14 protein-coding genes are annotated in these 15,448 nt (G+C 40.2%); 13 read left to right on the top strand and 1 reads right to left on the bottom strand.

The window, feature by feature from the left end:
* From HMPREF2701_RS09230 to metK, 13 genes are all read left to right on the top strand, one after another.
* Positions 1-1,161 (top strand): ABC transporter substrate-binding protein, encoded by a 1,161-nt coding sequence (locus tag HMPREF2701_RS09230; RefSeq protein WP_049486978.1) that lies wholly within the window; start codon positions 1-3, stop codon positions 1,159-1,161.
* Positions 1,162-1,277: 116 nt separating this feature from the next.
* Complete coding sequence (locus tag HMPREF2701_RS09225; RefSeq protein WP_033679951.1) at positions 1,278-2,147, top strand: branched-chain amino acid ABC transporter permease; 870 nt, start codon at positions 1,278-1,280, stop codon at positions 2,145-2,147.
* Positions 2,148-2,150: 3 nt separating this feature from the next.
* Positions 2,151-3,107: a branched-chain amino acid ABC transporter permease gene (locus HMPREF2701_RS09220; RefSeq protein ID WP_061589836.1), complete on the top strand. Its 957-nt coding sequence runs from the start codon at positions 2,151-2,153 to the stop codon at positions 3,105-3,107.
* A complete protein-coding gene (locus HMPREF2701_RS09215) occupies positions 3,107-3,871 on the top strand; it encodes an ABC transporter ATP-binding protein (protein ID WP_061589835.1) in 765 nt (254 codons plus the stop codon). Before HMPREF2701_RS09220 ends, HMPREF2701_RS09215 begins: the two co-directional genes overlap by 1 nt.
* A complete protein-coding gene (locus HMPREF2701_RS09210) occupies positions 3,871-4,581 on the top strand; it encodes an ABC transporter ATP-binding protein (protein WP_000062200.1) in 711 nt (236 codons plus the stop codon). The genes HMPREF2701_RS09215 and HMPREF2701_RS09210 overlap by 1 nt, the downstream gene beginning before the upstream one ends.
* Positions 4,582-4,940: 359 nt before the next feature.
* Complete coding sequence (locus HMPREF2701_RS09205) at positions 4,941-5,597, top strand: CBS domain-containing protein (RefSeq protein ID WP_000268669.1); 657 nt, start codon at positions 4,941-4,943, stop codon at positions 5,595-5,597.
* Between the two features lie 108 nt (positions 5,598-5,705).
* Positions 5,706-6,801 (top strand): peptide chain release factor 2 gene (gene prfB, locus HMPREF2701_RS09195; RefSeq protein ID WP_148130525.1). Its coding sequence is split into 2 segments (ribosomal slippage): positions 5,706-5,777 and positions 5,779-6,801, totalling 1,095 coding nucleotides; the frame shifts between segments, so codons are not numbered across the junction.
* A gap of 17 nt (positions 6,802-6,818) precedes the next feature.
* Positions 6,819-7,511 (top strand): cell division ATP-binding protein FtsE, encoded by a 693-nt coding sequence (gene ftsE, locus HMPREF2701_RS09190; RefSeq protein ID WP_004263501.1) that lies wholly within the window; start codon positions 6,819-6,821, stop codon positions 7,509-7,511.
* Entirely contained in the window at positions 7,504-8,430 is a 927-nt protein-coding gene (ftsX, locus tag HMPREF2701_RS09185; RefSeq protein ID WP_042751472.1) for a permease-like cell division protein FtsX, read from the top strand. Before ftsE ends, ftsX begins: the two co-directional genes overlap by 8 nt.
* Positions 8,431-8,610: 180 nt before the next feature.
* Entirely contained in the window at positions 8,611-10,791 is a 2,181-nt protein-coding gene (locus HMPREF2701_RS09180) for a PTS transporter subunit IIBC (protein WP_081109260.1), read from the top strand.
* Between the two features lie 51 nt (positions 10,792-10,842).
* Positions 10,843-11,658, top strand: a complete 816-nt coding sequence (locus tag HMPREF2701_RS09175; protein WP_061589834.1) for an endonuclease/exonuclease/phosphatase family protein — start codon at positions 10,843-10,845, stop codon at positions 11,656-11,658.
* A gap of 291 nt (positions 11,659-11,949) precedes the next feature.
* Positions 11,950-13,293, top strand: a complete 1,344-nt coding sequence (locus tag HMPREF2701_RS09170; protein ID WP_061589833.1) for a DEAD/DEAH box helicase — start codon at positions 11,950-11,952, stop codon at positions 13,291-13,293.
* A gap of 361 nt (positions 13,294-13,654) precedes the next feature.
* Complete coding sequence (gene metK, locus HMPREF2701_RS09165; RefSeq protein WP_033681393.1) at positions 13,655-14,845, top strand: methionine adenosyltransferase; 1,191 nt, start codon at positions 13,655-13,657, stop codon at positions 14,843-14,845.
* Between the two features lie 83 nt (positions 14,846-14,928).
* On the opposite strand, the gene HMPREF2701_RS09160 is transcribed toward metK, so the two are convergent.
* Positions 14,929-15,448 (bottom strand): GNAT family N-acetyltransferase (locus HMPREF2701_RS09160; RefSeq protein WP_070482821.1); only part of this gene is annotated, 520 nt, incomplete at its 5' end.

The following is a 15,448-nucleotide window of genomic DNA, read 5'->3' as shown; positions in this document are numbered from 1 at the left end:
ATGAAGAAAAAATTTGCCCTATCGTTTGTGGCGCTTGCAAGTGTAGCACTTCTTGCAGCCTGTGGAGAAGTGAAGTCTGGAGCGTCAAACGCTGCTGGTAACTCAGTAGAGGAAAAGACAATCAAAATCGGATTTAACTTCGAGGAAACTGGTGCCGTAGCAGCTTACGGTACATCTGAACAAAAAGGTGCCCAATTGGCCGTTGATGAAATCAATGCAGCAGGTGGTATCGATGGAAAACAAATCGAAGTAGTCGATAAAGATAATAAGTCTGAAACAGCTGAGGCGGCTTCAGTAACAACTAACCTTGTAACTCAATCTAAAGTATCAGCAATCGTAGGACCTGCGACATCTGGTGCGACTGCAGCTGCGGTAGCGAACGCTACAAAAGCAGGTGTTCCATTGATTTCGCCAAGTGCGACTCAAGATGGATTGACTAAAGGTCAAGATTACCTCTTTATCGGAACTTTCCAAGATAGCTTCCAAGGAAAAATTATCTCAAACTATGTTTCTGAAAAATTGCAAGCTAAGAAAGTTGTTCTTTACACTGACAATGCCAGCGACTACGCTAAAGGTATTGCCAAAGCCTTCCGTGAAGCTTACAAAGGTGAAATCGTTGCAGATGAAACTTTCGTAGCAGGTGACACAGACTTCCAAGCAGCCCTTACAAAAATGAAAGGGAAAGACTTTGATGCTATCATCGTTCCTGGTTACTACACTGAAGCCGGTAAAATTGTAAACCAAGCGCGTGGTATGGGAATTGACAAGCCAATCGTTGGTGGTGATGGATTCAACGGTGAAGAGTTTGTACAACAAGCAACTCCTGAAAAAGCATCAAACATCTACTTTATCTCAGGCTTCTCAACTACTGTAGAAGTTTCAGCTAAAGCAAAAGCCTTCCTGGACGCTTACCGTGCTAAGTACAATGAAGAGCCTTCAACATTTGCAGCCTTAGCTTATGATTCAGTTCACCTTGTAGCAAACGCAGCAAAAGGTGCTAAAAACTCAGGTGAGATTAAGGACAACCTTGCTAAAACAAAAGACTTTGAAGGTGTAACTGGTCAAACAAGCTTCGATGCGGACCACAACACAGTCAAAACAGCTTACATGATGACCATGAATAATGGTAAGGTTGAAGCAGCAGAAGTTGTAAAACCATAATAGAAAAATGTTGAAATAGGGAATGAGCCTCTGACTCACTCCCTGTTTCGATGTTTAAGAACCTATCAAAAAGTGAGGGGAAACCCTCAAAATTATAAATAGAAAGAGTGAATCTTATGCTCCAACAACTAGTAAATGGTTTGATTCTAGGTAGTGTTTACGCACTGTTAGCCCTAGGGTATACCATGGTTTACGGAATTATCAAGCTCATCAACTTCGCCCACGGTGATATTTATATGATGGGAGCCTTTATCGGTTATTTCTTGATTAATTCTTTCCAAATGAATTTCTTTGTAGCGCTTATTGTAGCTATGATAGCGACAGCCATCCTTGGTGTCGTGATTGAGTTTCTTGCTTACCGACCTTTGCGCCACTCTACTCGTATTGCTGTTTTGATTACGGCTATTGGGGTGTCTTTCCTATTGGAGTATGGCATGGTCTATCTGGTTGGTGCCAATACCCGTGCCTTCCCTCAAGCGATTCAAACAGTTCGCTATGATTTGGGACCAGTTAGCCTAACAAACGTGCAGTTAATGATTTTGGCCATTTCCTTGATTTTGATGATTTTGTTACAAGTCATTGTCCAAAAGACTAAGATGGGGAAAGCCATGCGTGCAGTATCCGTAGATAGCGATGCAGCGCAATTGATGGGGATCAATGTAAACCGTACTATCAGCTTTACCTTTGCTTTGGGTTCTGCTCTTGCGGGGGCGGCTGGTGTTTTGATTGCCCTCTATTATAACTCTCTTGAGCCTTTGATGGGGGTTACTCCAGGTCTTAAATCTTTCGTTGCCGCAGTACTTGGTGGTATCGGAATTATTCCTGGTGCGGCTCTTGGTGGTTTTGTGATTGGTCTATTGGAAACCTTTGCGACAGCCTTTGGGATGTCAGACTTCCGTGATGCCATTGTTTATGGAATCTTGTTGTTGATCTTGATTGTCCGCCCAGCTGGTATCCTTGGTAAGAATGTGAAAGAGAAGGTGTAAACGATGAAGGAAAATTTAAAAGTTAATATTCTATGGTTACTCCTTTTGTTAGCTGGCTATGGCTTGATTAGTATACTGGTCTCAGTCGGTGTACTCAATCTATTCTATGTACAGATTTTACAACAAATTGGAATTAATATTATTCTGGCTGTTGGTCTCAACCTAATCGTTGGTTTTTCAGGACAATTTTCACTTGGGCATGCAGGTTTCATGGCGATTGGTGCCTATGCCGCTGCTATTATTGGTTCTAAATCACCAACCTACGGTGCCTTCTTTGGAGCTATGCTGGTAGGGGCTTTGCTTTCAGGAGCAGTTGCCTTACTTGTCGGAATTCCAACCTTGCGCTTGAAGGGAGACTATCTTGCAGTAGCGACTCTTGGTGTATCTGAAATTATCCGTATCTTTATCATCAATGGTGGAAGCATTACAAATGGTGCGGCAGGTATCTTGGGAATTCCTAACTTTACAACTTGGCAAATGGTTTACTTCTTTGCCGTGATTACAACCATTGCAACCTTGAACTTCTTGCGTAGTCCAATTGGTCGTTCAACCCTCTCTGTTCGTGAGGATGAAATTGCTGCTGAGTCAGTTGGGGTTAATACGACTAGAATTAAAATTATCGCTTTTGTCTTTGGTGCCATTACTGCAAGTATTGCAGGGTCACTTCAGGCAGGATTTATCGGTTCAGTTGTACCGAAAGATTACACTTTCATCAACTCAATCAACGTTTTGATTATTGTTGTATTTGGTGGACTTGGTTCAATTACAGGTGCCATTGTTTCAGCTATTGTCCTTGGAATTTTGAATATGCTTCTCCAAGATGTTGCTAGCGTGCGTATGATTATCTACGCTTTGGCCTTGGTATTGGTAATGATTTTCAGACCAGGTGGACTCCTTGGAACATGGGAATTGAGCCTATCACGTTTCTTTAAAAAATCTAAGAAGGAGGAACAAAACTAATGGCATTACTTGAAGTAAAACAGTTAACCAAACATTTTGGCGGTCTAACAGCTGTTGGAGATGTGACTCTTGAATTGAACGAAGGGGAACTGGTTGGACTAATCGGTCCAAATGGAGCTGGTAAAACCACCCTTTTCAACCTCTTGACGGGTGTTTATGAACCAAGTGAGGGAACAGTTACCTTAGATGGTCACCTTTTGAATGGAAAGGCACCTTATAAGATTGCCTCTTTGGGACTTGGACGTACTTTCCAAAATATCCGTCTCTTTAAAGATTTAACAGTTTTGGACAATGTTTTGATTGCTTTTGGCAACCATCACAAACAACATGTTTTTGCTAGTTTTTTGCGCTTACCAGCTTTTTACAAGAGTGAAAAAGAATTAAAGGCTAAAGCCTTGGAATTGCTTAAAATCTTTGATTTAGATAGTGATGCAGAAACTCTTGCTAAAAACCTCGCCTACGGACAACAACGTCGTTTGGAAATTGTTCGTGCCCTTGCTACGGAACCTAAAATTCTCTTTTTAGATGAACCAGCAGCAGGGATGAACCCACAGGAAACAGCAGAATTGACTGAGTTAATTCGTCGTATCAAAGATGAATTTAAAATTTCAATCATGTTGATTGAACACGATATGAATCTGGTCATGGAAGTAACAGAACGCATCTACGTACTTGAATATGGTCGTTTAATTGCTCAAGGAACTCCAGACGAAATTAAGACCAATAAACGCGTTATCGAAGCTTATCTAGGAGGTGAAGCCTAATGTCTATGTTAAAAGTTGATAATCTTTCTGTGCATTACGGTATGATCCAAGCAGTCCGTGATGTAAGCTTTGAAGTAAATGAAGGAGAGGTTGTTTCCCTTATCGGTGCCAATGGTGCAGGTAAGACAACCATTCTTCGCACCTTGTCTGGTTTGGTTAGACCTAGTTCAGGAAAGATTGAATTTTTAGGTCAAGAAATCCAAAAAATGCCAGCTCAAAAAATCGTGGCAGGTGGTCTTTCACAAGTTCCAGAAGGACGCCACGTCTTTCCTGGCTTGACTGTTATGGAAAATCTTGAAATGGGAGCTTTCTTAAAGAAAAACCGTGAAGAAAATCAAGCCAACTTGAAGAAAGTTTTCTCACGCTTTCCTCGTCTTGAAGAACGCAAGAACCAAGATGCAGCTACTCTTTCAGGAGGAGAACAACAAATGCTTGCCATGGGACGCGCTCTTATGTCAACACCAAAACTTCTTCTTTTAGATGAACCATCAATGGGACTTGCCCCAATCTTTATCCAAGAGATTTTTGATATCATTCAAGATATTCAGAAGCAAGGGACAACTGTCCTCTTGATTGAACAAAATGCCAATAAAGCACTCGCAATCTCTGACCGAGGCTATGTACTGGAAACAGGGAAAATCGTTCTATCAGGAACAGGAAAAGAACTCGCTTCATCAGAAGAAGTCAGAAAAGCATATCTAGGTGGCTAAACTAGTCTGGGAGACTAGTTTAGGTTGCAAATGAAGATTACGAAGTAATCATCATTATAGTCCGGGGGACCTTTTTAGTCAGCAGATGAAGATTGCGAAGCAATCATCAGAATCCAGTGGATTATTTTAGTCGGCATATTTAGATTGCAAACAAATCTACACCTACACTGAAAGATGAATTTCTAATAATTAAAAAAATCGAATGAAAGGTATCTTACCTTTATTCATAGAGCTCGATTTCAGAGCTCTTTTTGCTAGCTTATTCATACTTTTCTGAATTTTGAAAAAGAAATGTAAGCGTTTGATAGATTTACAAAAAGATTGTATAATAGGGATAAGAATAGAAAAGGAGAAGTCTCATGGCAGTTAAAGATTTTATGACCCGCAAGGTAGTGTATATTAGTCCAGATACAACAGTATCTCATGCAGCAGATTTGATGAGAGAGCAAGGGTTGCACCGCTTGCCTGTTATCGAAAATGATCAATTGGTTGGTTTGGTAACTGAAGGAACCATTGCCCAAGCTAGTCCATCAAAAGCAACCAGTCTTTCTATCTATGAGATGAATTATCTTCTGAATAAGACAAAAGTAAAAGATGTCATGATTCGCGATGTTGTCACTGTTTCAGGCTATGCGAGTCTTGAGGATGCAACTTATCTGATGTTAAAAAACAAGATTGGTATTCTTCCTGTAGTAGATAATCATCAAGTCTATGGGGTTATTACGGACCGTGACGTTTTCCAAGCCTTTCTTGAAATTGCTGGTTATGGAGAAGAAGGGATTCGTGTTCGCTTTGTAACAGAAAATGAAGTTGGTGTTCTTGGAAAAATTGTTTCTCTAATTGTAGAAGAAAATTTGAATATCTCCCATACAGTCAATATTCCGCGTAAAGATGGTAAGGTGATTATCGAAGTTCAAATCGATGGATCAATTGATTTACCAGCCTTGAAAGAAAAATTTGAAGCAGAAAACATCCAAGTAGAAGAAATTACTCGTACTTCAGCAAAAGTCTTGTAAGAATGGAAGCCGAAAGGCTTCTTTTTACGTGTAACAAGGGATTAGAGCAAAAGATGGAAAGAAATGATAGATTATGGTATAATAAAACGATATAAAAAAGGAGTATTTATGGACATTTCAGAAATTCGTCAGAAAATTGACGCAAATCGTGAAAAATTAGCTTCTTTCAGGGGGTCTCTTTGACCTCGAGGGTCTAGAGGAAGAGATTGCCATCTTGGAAAACAAGATGACAGAACCTGATTTTTGGAACGATAATATCGCGGCTCAAAAAACGTCGCAAGAATTAAATGAATTAAAAAATACCTACAATACCTTCCATAAAATGGAAGAGTTGCAGGATGAAGTTGAAATTTTATTAGACTTTTTGGCAGAAGACGAGTCAGTGCATGAAGAATTGGTTGCACAGTTATCAGAACTTGATAAGATGATGACTAGTTATGAGATGACCTTGCTCTTGTCAGAACCTTATGACCATAATAATGCGATTTTGGAAATCCATCCAGGATCCGGTGGTACAGAGGCTCAGGACTGGGGGGATATGTTACTTCGTATGTACACTCGCTATGGAAATGCTAAAGGATTTAAAGTAGAAGTTTTGGATTACCAAGCAGGAGATGAAGCTGGTATTAAGTCAGTAACCCTATCATTTGAAGGGCCTAATGCCTATGGCCTTCTCAAGTCAGAAATGGGGGTACACCGTTTGGTGCGAATTTCACCATTTGACTCTGCTAAACGTCGCCATACCTCTTTCACATCTGTAGAAGTGATGCCAGAGTTGGATGATACCATTGAAGTGGAAATCCGTGAAGATGATATCAAGATGGATACTTTCCGTTCAGGTGGTGCTGGTGGACAAAACGTCAACAAAGTTTCAACAGGTGTGCGTTTGACACACATTCCTACTGGAACTGTTGTCCAGTCAACAGTCGATCGTACTCAGTATGGAAATAGAGATCGTGCCATGAAGATGTTGCAGGCTAAGCTCTATCAAATGGAGCAAGAAAAGAAAGCTGCGGAAGTTGATTCCCTCAAAGGTGAGAAAAAGGAAATCACATGGGGAAGTCAAATCCGTTCTTATGTTTTCACGCCTTATACTATGGTAAAAGATCATCGAACTAGCTTTGAAGTTTCGCAGGTAGATAAGGTTATGGATGGAGACCTAGATGGTTTTATCGATGCCTACCTCAAGTGGCGAATCAGCTAAGATAGAAAGGAACTCACATGTCAATCATTGAAATGAGAGATGTCGTCAAAAAATACGACAACGGAACGACTGCTTTGCGAGGTGTCTCAGTCACTGTTGAACCCGGGGAATTTGCCTATATCGTAGGTCCGTCAGGAGCTGGGAAATCAACATTTATTAGAGCATTGTACCGCGAAGTAAAAATCGAAAAAGGAAGCTTAACTGTTGCTGGTTTTAATCTGGTTAAAATTAAAAAGAAAGATGTCCCTCTCCTACGTCGTAGTGTTGGGGTTGTCTTCCAAGATTATAAACTGTTACCAAAGAAAACCGTTTATGAAAATATTGCTTATGCAATGGAAGTTATTGGTGAGAGCCGCCGTAATATCAAAAAACGTGTTATGGAAGTTTTAGACTTGGTTGGATTGAAGCATAAGGTTCGTTCTTTCCCAAATGAACTTTCAGGGGGAGAACAGCAACGGATTGCAATTGCACGTGCTATTGTAAACAATCCAAAAGTATTGATTGCGGACGAACCAACAGGAAACTTGGACCCAGATAATTCATGGGAAATTATGAACTTGCTGGAACGCATCAATCTCCAAGGTACAACTGTCTTGATGGCTACCCACAACAGTCAGATTGTAAATACCTTGCGCCACCGTGTCATTGCCATTGAAAATGGCCGTGTCGTTCGTGACGAAGCTAAAGGAGAATATGGATACGATGATTAGTAGATTTTTTCGTCATTTATTTGAATCATTAAAAAGTTTGAAACGAAATGGCTGGATGACAGTAGCTGCTGTCAGTTCAGTTATGATTACTTTGACCTTGGTTGCAATATTTGCATCTGTTATCTTTAATACGGCTAAACTAGCTACAGATATTGAAAATAATGTTCGAGTAATGGTATACATTCGTAAGGACGTAGCTGATAATAGTGAGACGATTGAAAAAGAAGGTCAAACTGTTACAAATAACGACTACCATAAGGTATATGATGCTTTGAAAGGTATGTCAACCGTTAAAAGTGTTACGTTTTCAAGTAAAGAAGAACAATATGAAAAGTTGACAGAAACAATGGGGGACAACTGGAAAATCTTTGAAGGCGATGCCAATCCTCTCTATGATGCATATATCGTTGATACCAATACACCAAGTGATGTAAAGACAGTAGCAGAAGAGGCTAAAAAAATCGAGGGTGTATCAGAAGTTCAAGATGGTGGTGCTAATACAGAACGCTTGTTTAAGTTAGCCTCATTTATTCGTGTCTGGGGACTAGTTATCGCGGGATTATTGATTTTCATTGCAGTGTTCTTGATTTCTAATACTATACGTATCACCATCATTTCACGAAGCCGTGAAATTCAAATCATGCGTTTAGTAGGTGCTAAGAATGGCTATATCCGCGGGCCTTTCTTGCTTGAAGGTGCCTTCATTGGTTTGCTTGGAGCAACACTTCCATCAGTTTTGGTATTTATTGTCTATAAAATGGTTTACCAATCGGTTAATAAGTCATTGGTTGGTCAGAACCTTTCGATGATATCACCAGAAATATTCAGTCCACTGATGATTGCTCTATTATTTGTGATTGGAATTTTTATCGGTTCAATCGGATCAGGAATTTCAATGCGCCGATTCCTGAAAATCTAAAATAGAAGTATATTTGAGGAGGTTTTAATATCTCCTTTTTTTCTACAAAAATTTTAGAAAAAAGTCTACTTTTTTTTATAAAAGCCTTTACAAAAAAAATTAAAGTGGTATAATTAATACATAGTTAAGTGCAAACGTTTTCGTAAAACGTTTGCCTAAATAAAAATAAAGGAGATTTGAATGATGAAAGATACATTCAAAAATGTCTTGTCTTTCGAGTTTTGGCAAAAATTCGGTAAGGCTTTGATGGTGGTTATCGCGGTTATGCCGGCTGCTGGTTTGATGATTTCAATCGGTAAGTCTATCGTAATGATTAACCCAACTTTTGCACCACTTGTAGTTACTGGTGGAATTCTTGAGCAAATTGGTTGGGGGGTTATCGGTAACCTTCACATTTTGTTTGCCCTAGCAATTGGAGGAAGCTGGGCTAAAGAACGTGCTGGTGGTGCTTTCGCCGCTGGTCTTGCCTTCATTTTGATTAACCGTATCACTGGTACAATCTTTGGTGTATCAGGAGATATGTTGAAAAATCCAGATGCTATGGTCACAACTCTCTTTGGTGGTTCAATCAAAGTTGCTGATTACTTCATCAGTGTTCTTGAAGCTCCAGCATTGAACATGGGTGTGTTTGTAGGGATTATCTCAGGTTTTGTAGGGGCAACTGCTTACAATAAATACTACAACTTCCGTAAACTTCCTGATGCACTTTCATTCTTCAACGGGAAACGTTTTGTACCATTTGTAGTTATTCTTCGTTCAGCAATCGCTGCAATTCTACTTGCTGCCTTCTGGCCAGTAGTTCAAACAGGTATCAATAGCTTTGGTATCTGGATTGCCAACTCACAAGAAACTGCTCCAATCCTTGCACCATTCTTGTATGGTACTTTGGAACGTTTGCTCTTGCCATTTGGTCTTCACCATATGTTGACTATCCCAATGAACTACACAGCTCTTGGTGGTACTTATGACATTTTAACTGGTGCAGCTAAAGGTACTCAAGTATTTGGTCAAGACCCACTATGGCTTGCATGGGTAACAGACCTTGTTAACCTCAAAGGTACTGATGCAAGTCACTACCAACAATTGTTAGATACTGTTCACCCAGCTCGTTTCAAAGTTGGACAAATGATCGGTTCATTCGGTATCTTGATGGGTGTGATCGTGGCTATCTACCGTAATGTTGATGCTGATAAGAAACATCAATATAAAGGTATGATGATTGCGACAGCTCTTGCAACATTCTTGACAGGGGTTACTGAACCAATCGAATACATGTTCATGTTTGTAGCAACACCTATGTATCTTGTTTACTCACTTGTTCAAGGTGCGGCCTTCGCTATGGCTGACGTCGTGAACCTACGTATGCACTCATTCGGTTCAATCGAGTTCTTGACTCGTACACCTATTGCGATTAGCGCTGGTATCGGTATGGATATTGTTAACTTTATCTGGGTAACTGTTCTCTTTGCCGTAATCATGTACTTTATCGCAAACTTCATGATTCAAAAATTCAACTACGCAACTCCAGGACGTAACGGAAATTACGAAACTGCTGAAGGTTCAGAAGAAGCTAGCAGCGAAGTGAAAGTTGCAGCAGGTTCTCAAGCTGTAAACATTATCAACCTTCTTGGTGGACGTGCAAACATCGTTGATGTGGATGCATGTATGACTCGTCTTCGTGTAACTGTAAAAGATGCTGACAAAGTCGGTGATGCAGAACAATGGAAAGCAGAAGGAGCTATGGGTCTTGTCATGAAAGGACAAGGAGTTCAAGCTATCTACGGTCCAAAAGCGGACGTATTGAAATCTGATATCCAAGATATCCTTGATTCAGGTGAAATCATTCCTGAAACTCTTCCAACTCAAATGACAGAAGCGCAACAAAACACTGTTCAATTCAAAGGTCTTACTGAGGAAGTTTACTCAGTAGCTGACGGACAAGTTGTTGCTTTGGAACAAGTAAAAGATCCAGTATTTGCTCAAAAAATGATGGGTGACGGATTTGCTGTAGAACCTGCAAATGGAAACATTGTATCTCCAGTTTCAGGTACTGTATCAAGCATCTTCCCTACAAAACATGCTCTTGGTCTTGTGACTGAAGCGGGTCTTGAAGTACTTGTTCACATTGGTTTGGACACAGTAAGTCTTGAAGGAAAACCATTTACTGTTCATGTAGCTGAAGGGCAAAAAGTTGCAGCAGGTGATCTTCTTGTCACAGCTGACTTGGATGCTATCCGTGCAGCAGGTCGTGAAACTTCAACAGTGGTTGTCTTCACAAATGCTGAAGCTATTAAATCAGTTAAATTAGAACAAACAGGTTCTCTTGCAGCTAAAACAGCAGTTGCTAAAGTAGAATTGTAATACACTTGAGGTTGGAAGCTGTTTTCCAACCTCTTGTTTTAGGAGAAAAGCATGAAATTTTTAACACTCAATACTCATAGCTGGATGGAAAAAGAAGCCGAGGAAAAATTCCAGCTTTTGCTTGAAGATATTCTTGATAAAGATTATGATTTGATTTGTTTCCAAGAAATCAATCAGGAAATCACCTCGCCTAAGGTAGAAGTTAATGATCTCTATCAAGCTTTACCAGCAGCTGAGCCGATTCATCAAGATCATTATGTTAGACTTTTGGTTGAAAAGTTGTCAGAGCAAGGGAAAGATTACTACTGGACTTGGGCCTATAACCATATTGGTTATGACCGCTACCATGAAGGTGTGGCTATCTTGTCTAAAACACCTATTGAAGCAAGAGAAGTTTTAGTTTCAGATGTGGATGATCCAACAGACTATCATACTCGCCGTGTCGCTCTAGCTGAAACTGTAGTCGATGGTAATGAACTTGCAGTTGCCAGTGTCCACCTTTCTTGGTGGGATAAAGGTTTCCAAGAAGAATGGGCACGATTTGAGGCTGTCTTGAAAGAATTGAACAAGCCACTTTTGCTTGCTGGAGATTTCAACAATCCAGCAGGTCAGGAAGGCTACCAAGCTATTTTAGCTAGTCCATTAGGCTTACAAGACGCATTTGAAGTTGCTAAAGAGAAAAGTGGTAGCTATACTGTTCCACCAGAAATTGATGGCTGGAAGGGGAACACAGAACCCCTTCGAATCGACTATGTTTTTACTACCAAAGAGTTAGCGGTGGAAAATTTACATGTCGTATTTGATGGCAACAATAGTCCGCAAGTTAGTGATCACTATGGCTTGAATGCTATTTTAAACTGGAAATAATAACTGATACTCTTTGAAAATCTCTTCAAACCACGTCAACGTCGCCTTGCCGTATAGATATTACTGACTTCGTCAGTTCTATCTGCAACCTCAAAACAGTGTTTTGAGCAGCCTGCGGCTAGCTTCCTAGTTTGCTCTTTGATTTTCATTGAGTATGAAAAGAGGTTGGAATCATGAAATTCCAGCCTTTTTCTGACTAGAGATGCTACTGGAAATAGCCTAAATAAGTGAGACTACTGAAATGGAATAAAATGTGGTATAATTTATAAGATAGATAGAATCGAGGATATTATGTCATTTACGAAATTTCAATTTAAAAACTATATTAGAGAAGCCTTGGAGGAGTTGAAATTTACAACTCCAACAGAGGTGCAAGATAAGTTGATTCCTATTGTTTTGGCAGGTCGTGACCTAGTCGGTGAATCAAAAACAGGTTCGGGTAAGACTCATACTTTCTTGTTGCCGATTTTCCAGCAATTAGATGAAACTAGTGATAGTGTACAGGCAGTCATTACTGCACCGAGCCGTGAGTTGGCTACTCAGATTTACCAAGCAGCTCGTCAGATTGCAGCCCACTCAGAGGTGGAAGTTCGTGTGGTTAATTATGTGGGTGGTACAGATAAGGCTCGCCAGATTGAAAAATTAGCAAGTAACCAGCCTCATATTGTTATCGGAACACCTGGCCGTATTTATGACTTAGTTAAGTCTGGTGACCTAGCTATTCACAAGGCTAAGACCTTTGTGGTTGATGAGGCAGATATGACCTTGGATATGGGATTCTTAGAAACTGTTGATAAGATTGCTGGAAGCCTTCCAAAAGACCTGCAATTCATGGTCTTCTCAGCGACTATTCCACAAAAACTGCAACCATTCTTGAAAAAATACTTATCAAATCCTGTTATGGAGAAAATCAAGACCAAAACGGTCATTTCTGATACCATTGATAATTGGTTGATTTCGACCAAGGGCCGAGATAAGAATGCTCAAATTTACCAATTGACTCAGTTGATGCAACCGTATTTGGCAATGATTTTTGTTAACACTAAAACGCGTGCTGATGAATTGCATTCATATCTGACTGCTCAAGGCTTGAAGGTGGCAAAAATCCATGGAGATATTGCCCCTCGTGAGCGCAAACGTATCATGAACCAGGTGAAAAATCTGGATTTTGAGTATATTGTCGCAACAGATTTGGCAGCGCGTGGAATTGACATTGAAGGTGTCAGCCATGTCATCAATGATGCGATTCCGCAAGATTTGTCCTTCTTTGTGCACCGTGTTGGTCGTACCGGGCGAAACGGCTTACCAGGTACAGCCATTACCCTTTACCAACCAAGCGATGATTCGGATATCCGTGAGTTGGAGAAATTAGGAATCAAGTTTACTCCGAAGATGGTAAAAGATGGAGAATTCCAAGATACCTATGACCGTGATCGTCGTGCCAATCGTGAAAAGAAGCAGGATAAGCTTGATATTGAAATGATTGGGTTGGTCAAAAAGAAAAAGAAAAAAGTCAAGCCGGGCTATAAGAAGAAAATTCAATGGGCGGTTGATGAAAAGCGCCGCAAAACCAAGCGCGCTGAAAATCGTGCTCGCGGTCGCGCAGAGCGTAAAGCAAAACGCCAAACATTTTAATAGAAAAAGTTGGAGTACTGAGCTCCAATTTTTTTTATTTATGAGAACGAACTATCTAAACAGAAACACTACATTAAAGACTGCAAATTGCGCTAAAAAATGGTATAATGATAAAGTTATATAGTCCCGATAAGATGGTAGGTATTTATCACTAAGAGTTTTCCTATCAGTACTTTGTAATTCGCAAAGACTGACGGCTCCATACGGTTGCCGCTATAGTGCGGTCATCCTATGCGCCTTACTAGCTTCAGAAATAAAAAAGTATCGTTTTTATTTCTTTTGCGTTGTAACTCTTAGAAAATGAAAATACCTATCAGTACTTTGTAACTCTATAACACTATTTTTAAGGGGGGACATTTTTATGTCAGAACGTAAATTATTCACGTCTGAATCTGTATCTGAAGGACATCCAGATAAGATTGCAGACCAAATTTCAGATGCGATTTTGGATGCTATTTTAGCCAAGGATCCAGAGGCGCACGTTGCTGCTGAGACAGCTGTATACACCGGATCTGTCCACGTTTTTGGTGAAATTTCTACAAATGCTTATGTGGATATTAACCGTGTGGTTCGTGATACTATTGCAGAGATTGGCTACACCAATACAGAATATGGTTTTTCTGCTGAGACTGTAGGAGTACATCCATCTTTGGTTGAACAATCTCCTGACATTGCTCAAGGTGTTAACGAAGCCTTGGAGGTTCGTGGGAATGCAGACCAAGATCCGCTTGACCTGATTGGCGCTGGTGACCAAGGGCTCATGTTTGGATTTGCAGTGGATGAAACAGAAGAGCTCATGCCATTGCCAATCTCACTCAGTCATAAATTGGTTCGTCGTCTGTCAGAACTTCGTAAGTCTGGGGAAATCAGCTATCTTCGCCCAGATGCTAAATCACAAGTTACTGTTGAGTATGATGAAAATGACCGTCCAGTACGTGTGGACACAGTTGTTATTTCAACTCAGCACGATCCAGAAGTCAGCAACGAACAAATTCATAATGATGTGATTAACAAGGTCATTAAAGAGGTTATTCCAGCCTCTTACTTGGATGAGCAAACAAAATTCTTCATCAATCCTACTGGTCGTTTTGTAATCGGTGGACCTCAAGGGGACTCAGGTTTGACTGGTCGTAAGATTATCGTAGATACATATGGTGGCTACTCTCGTCACGGCGGTGGTGCTTTCTCTGGTAAAGATGCGACTAAGGTGGACCGTTCTGCGTCATATGCGGCTCGCTACATTGCCAAGAATATCGTTGCAGCAGGTCTTGCTAAGAAGGCAGAAGTGCAACTGGCCTACGCTATCGGTGTTGCGCAACCTGTTTCTGTTCGTATCGATACCTTTGGTACAGGAACAGTAGCTGAAAGCAAGCTTGAAAAAGCAGCTCGTCAAATCTTTGATCTTCGCCCTGCAGGGATAATCCAAATGCTAGACCTCAAGCGTCCAATTTACCGTCAAACAGCGGCTTATGGACACATGGGACGTACAGATATTGACCTTCCATGGGAACGTTTGGATAAGGTAGATACTTTGAAAGAAGCAGTCAAATAGATAAGAAAACCAACGTTTTGAACGTTGGTTTTTATAAATATAAGTTATCCTTATTTAAATAGGATTTGTAAATTGCTGGCCTGTTATAATTTATTCATTGTTTTTAAAAATGCCCAGTTACCAATTGATTTTGCCCCGTATTTTAAGTCCATATAGTCCAGTAATACATAATCGTTTTTTTTGTAGAATGAGGTATTTCTAGCTGTACTAGTTATGAGTCCCAAGTGTTTACAGCCTTTTGATTTGACATAAGGTTCAATCCCTTGTGTCAGAAAAGTACTGCCTATTCCCCGCCCCTTACTTTCTATATTGACAGCTAAAGCCATCAAATACCAATCAAACTCCCCTGATTGTTCTAAATGCTTTTTGGAACGTTTTACAAAGTCAAAGTATTTAAGGAGATTTTGTGGTCGAATGTAGCGAAAAATGTTTGTCCCACCATTTCGTAGATAGGATAGTATACAGAAATCATTTTGTTGCAAAAGGGCAACTGCAAGTAATTCTCCATCTTGTTCCGCAACCAAACAGTTTCCTTTTTTAATATAGACTCTAGTAAGCAGAATTTGCAATGTTTCTACAAAAGCAGGATAGGAGTCAGGTTTC

This window comes from Streptococcus sp. HMSC077D04, assembly GCF_001808785.1.
Lineage (GTDB): Bacteria > Bacillota > Bacilli > Lactobacillales > Streptococcaceae > Streptococcus > Streptococcus mitis_BX.
This window is presented reverse-complemented; position numbering and strand designations above follow the sequence as displayed.

What these genes read in the sequence shown, in the direction of transcription:
- HMPREF2701_RS09230 (WP_049486978.1), top strand. Translation starts at nt 1, where the DNA reads ATGAAGAAAAAATTTGCCCTATCGTTTGTGGCGCTTGCAAGTGTAGCA.
- HMPREF2701_RS09225 (WP_033679951.1), top strand. Translation starts at nt 1,278, where the DNA reads ATGCTCCAACAACTAGTAAATGGTTTGATTCTAGGTAGTGTTTACGCA.
- HMPREF2701_RS09220 (WP_061589836.1), top strand. Translation starts at nt 2,151, where the DNA reads ATGAAGGAAAATTTAAAAGTTAATATTCTATGGTTACTCCTTTTGTTA.
- HMPREF2701_RS09215 (WP_061589835.1), top strand. Translation starts at nt 3,107, where the DNA reads ATGGCATTACTTGAAGTAAAACAGTTAACCAAACATTTTGGCGGTCTA.
- HMPREF2701_RS09210 (WP_000062200.1), top strand. Translation starts at nt 3,871, where the DNA reads ATGTCTATGTTAAAAGTTGATAATCTTTCTGTGCATTACGGTATGATC.
- HMPREF2701_RS09205 (WP_000268669.1), top strand. Translation starts at nt 4,941, where the DNA reads ATGGCAGTTAAAGATTTTATGACCCGCAAGGTAGTGTATATTAGTCCA.
- ftsE (WP_004263501.1), top strand. Translation starts at nt 6,819, where the DNA reads ATGTCAATCATTGAAATGAGAGATGTCGTCAAAAAATACGACAACGGA.
- ftsX (WP_042751472.1), top strand. Translation starts at nt 7,504, where the DNA reads ATGATTAGTAGATTTTTTCGTCATTTATTTGAATCATTAAAAAGTTTG.
- HMPREF2701_RS09180 (WP_081109260.1), top strand. Translation starts at nt 8,611, where the DNA reads ATGATGAAAGATACATTCAAAAATGTCTTGTCTTTCGAGTTTTGGCAA.
- HMPREF2701_RS09175 (WP_061589834.1), top strand. Translation starts at nt 10,843, where the DNA reads ATGAAATTTTTAACACTCAATACTCATAGCTGGATGGAAAAAGAAGCC.
- HMPREF2701_RS09170 (WP_061589833.1), top strand. Translation starts at nt 11,950, where the DNA reads ATGTCATTTACGAAATTTCAATTTAAAAACTATATTAGAGAAGCCTTG.
- metK (WP_033681393.1), top strand. Translation starts at nt 13,655, where the DNA reads ATGTCAGAACGTAAATTATTCACGTCTGAATCTGTATCTGAAGGACAT.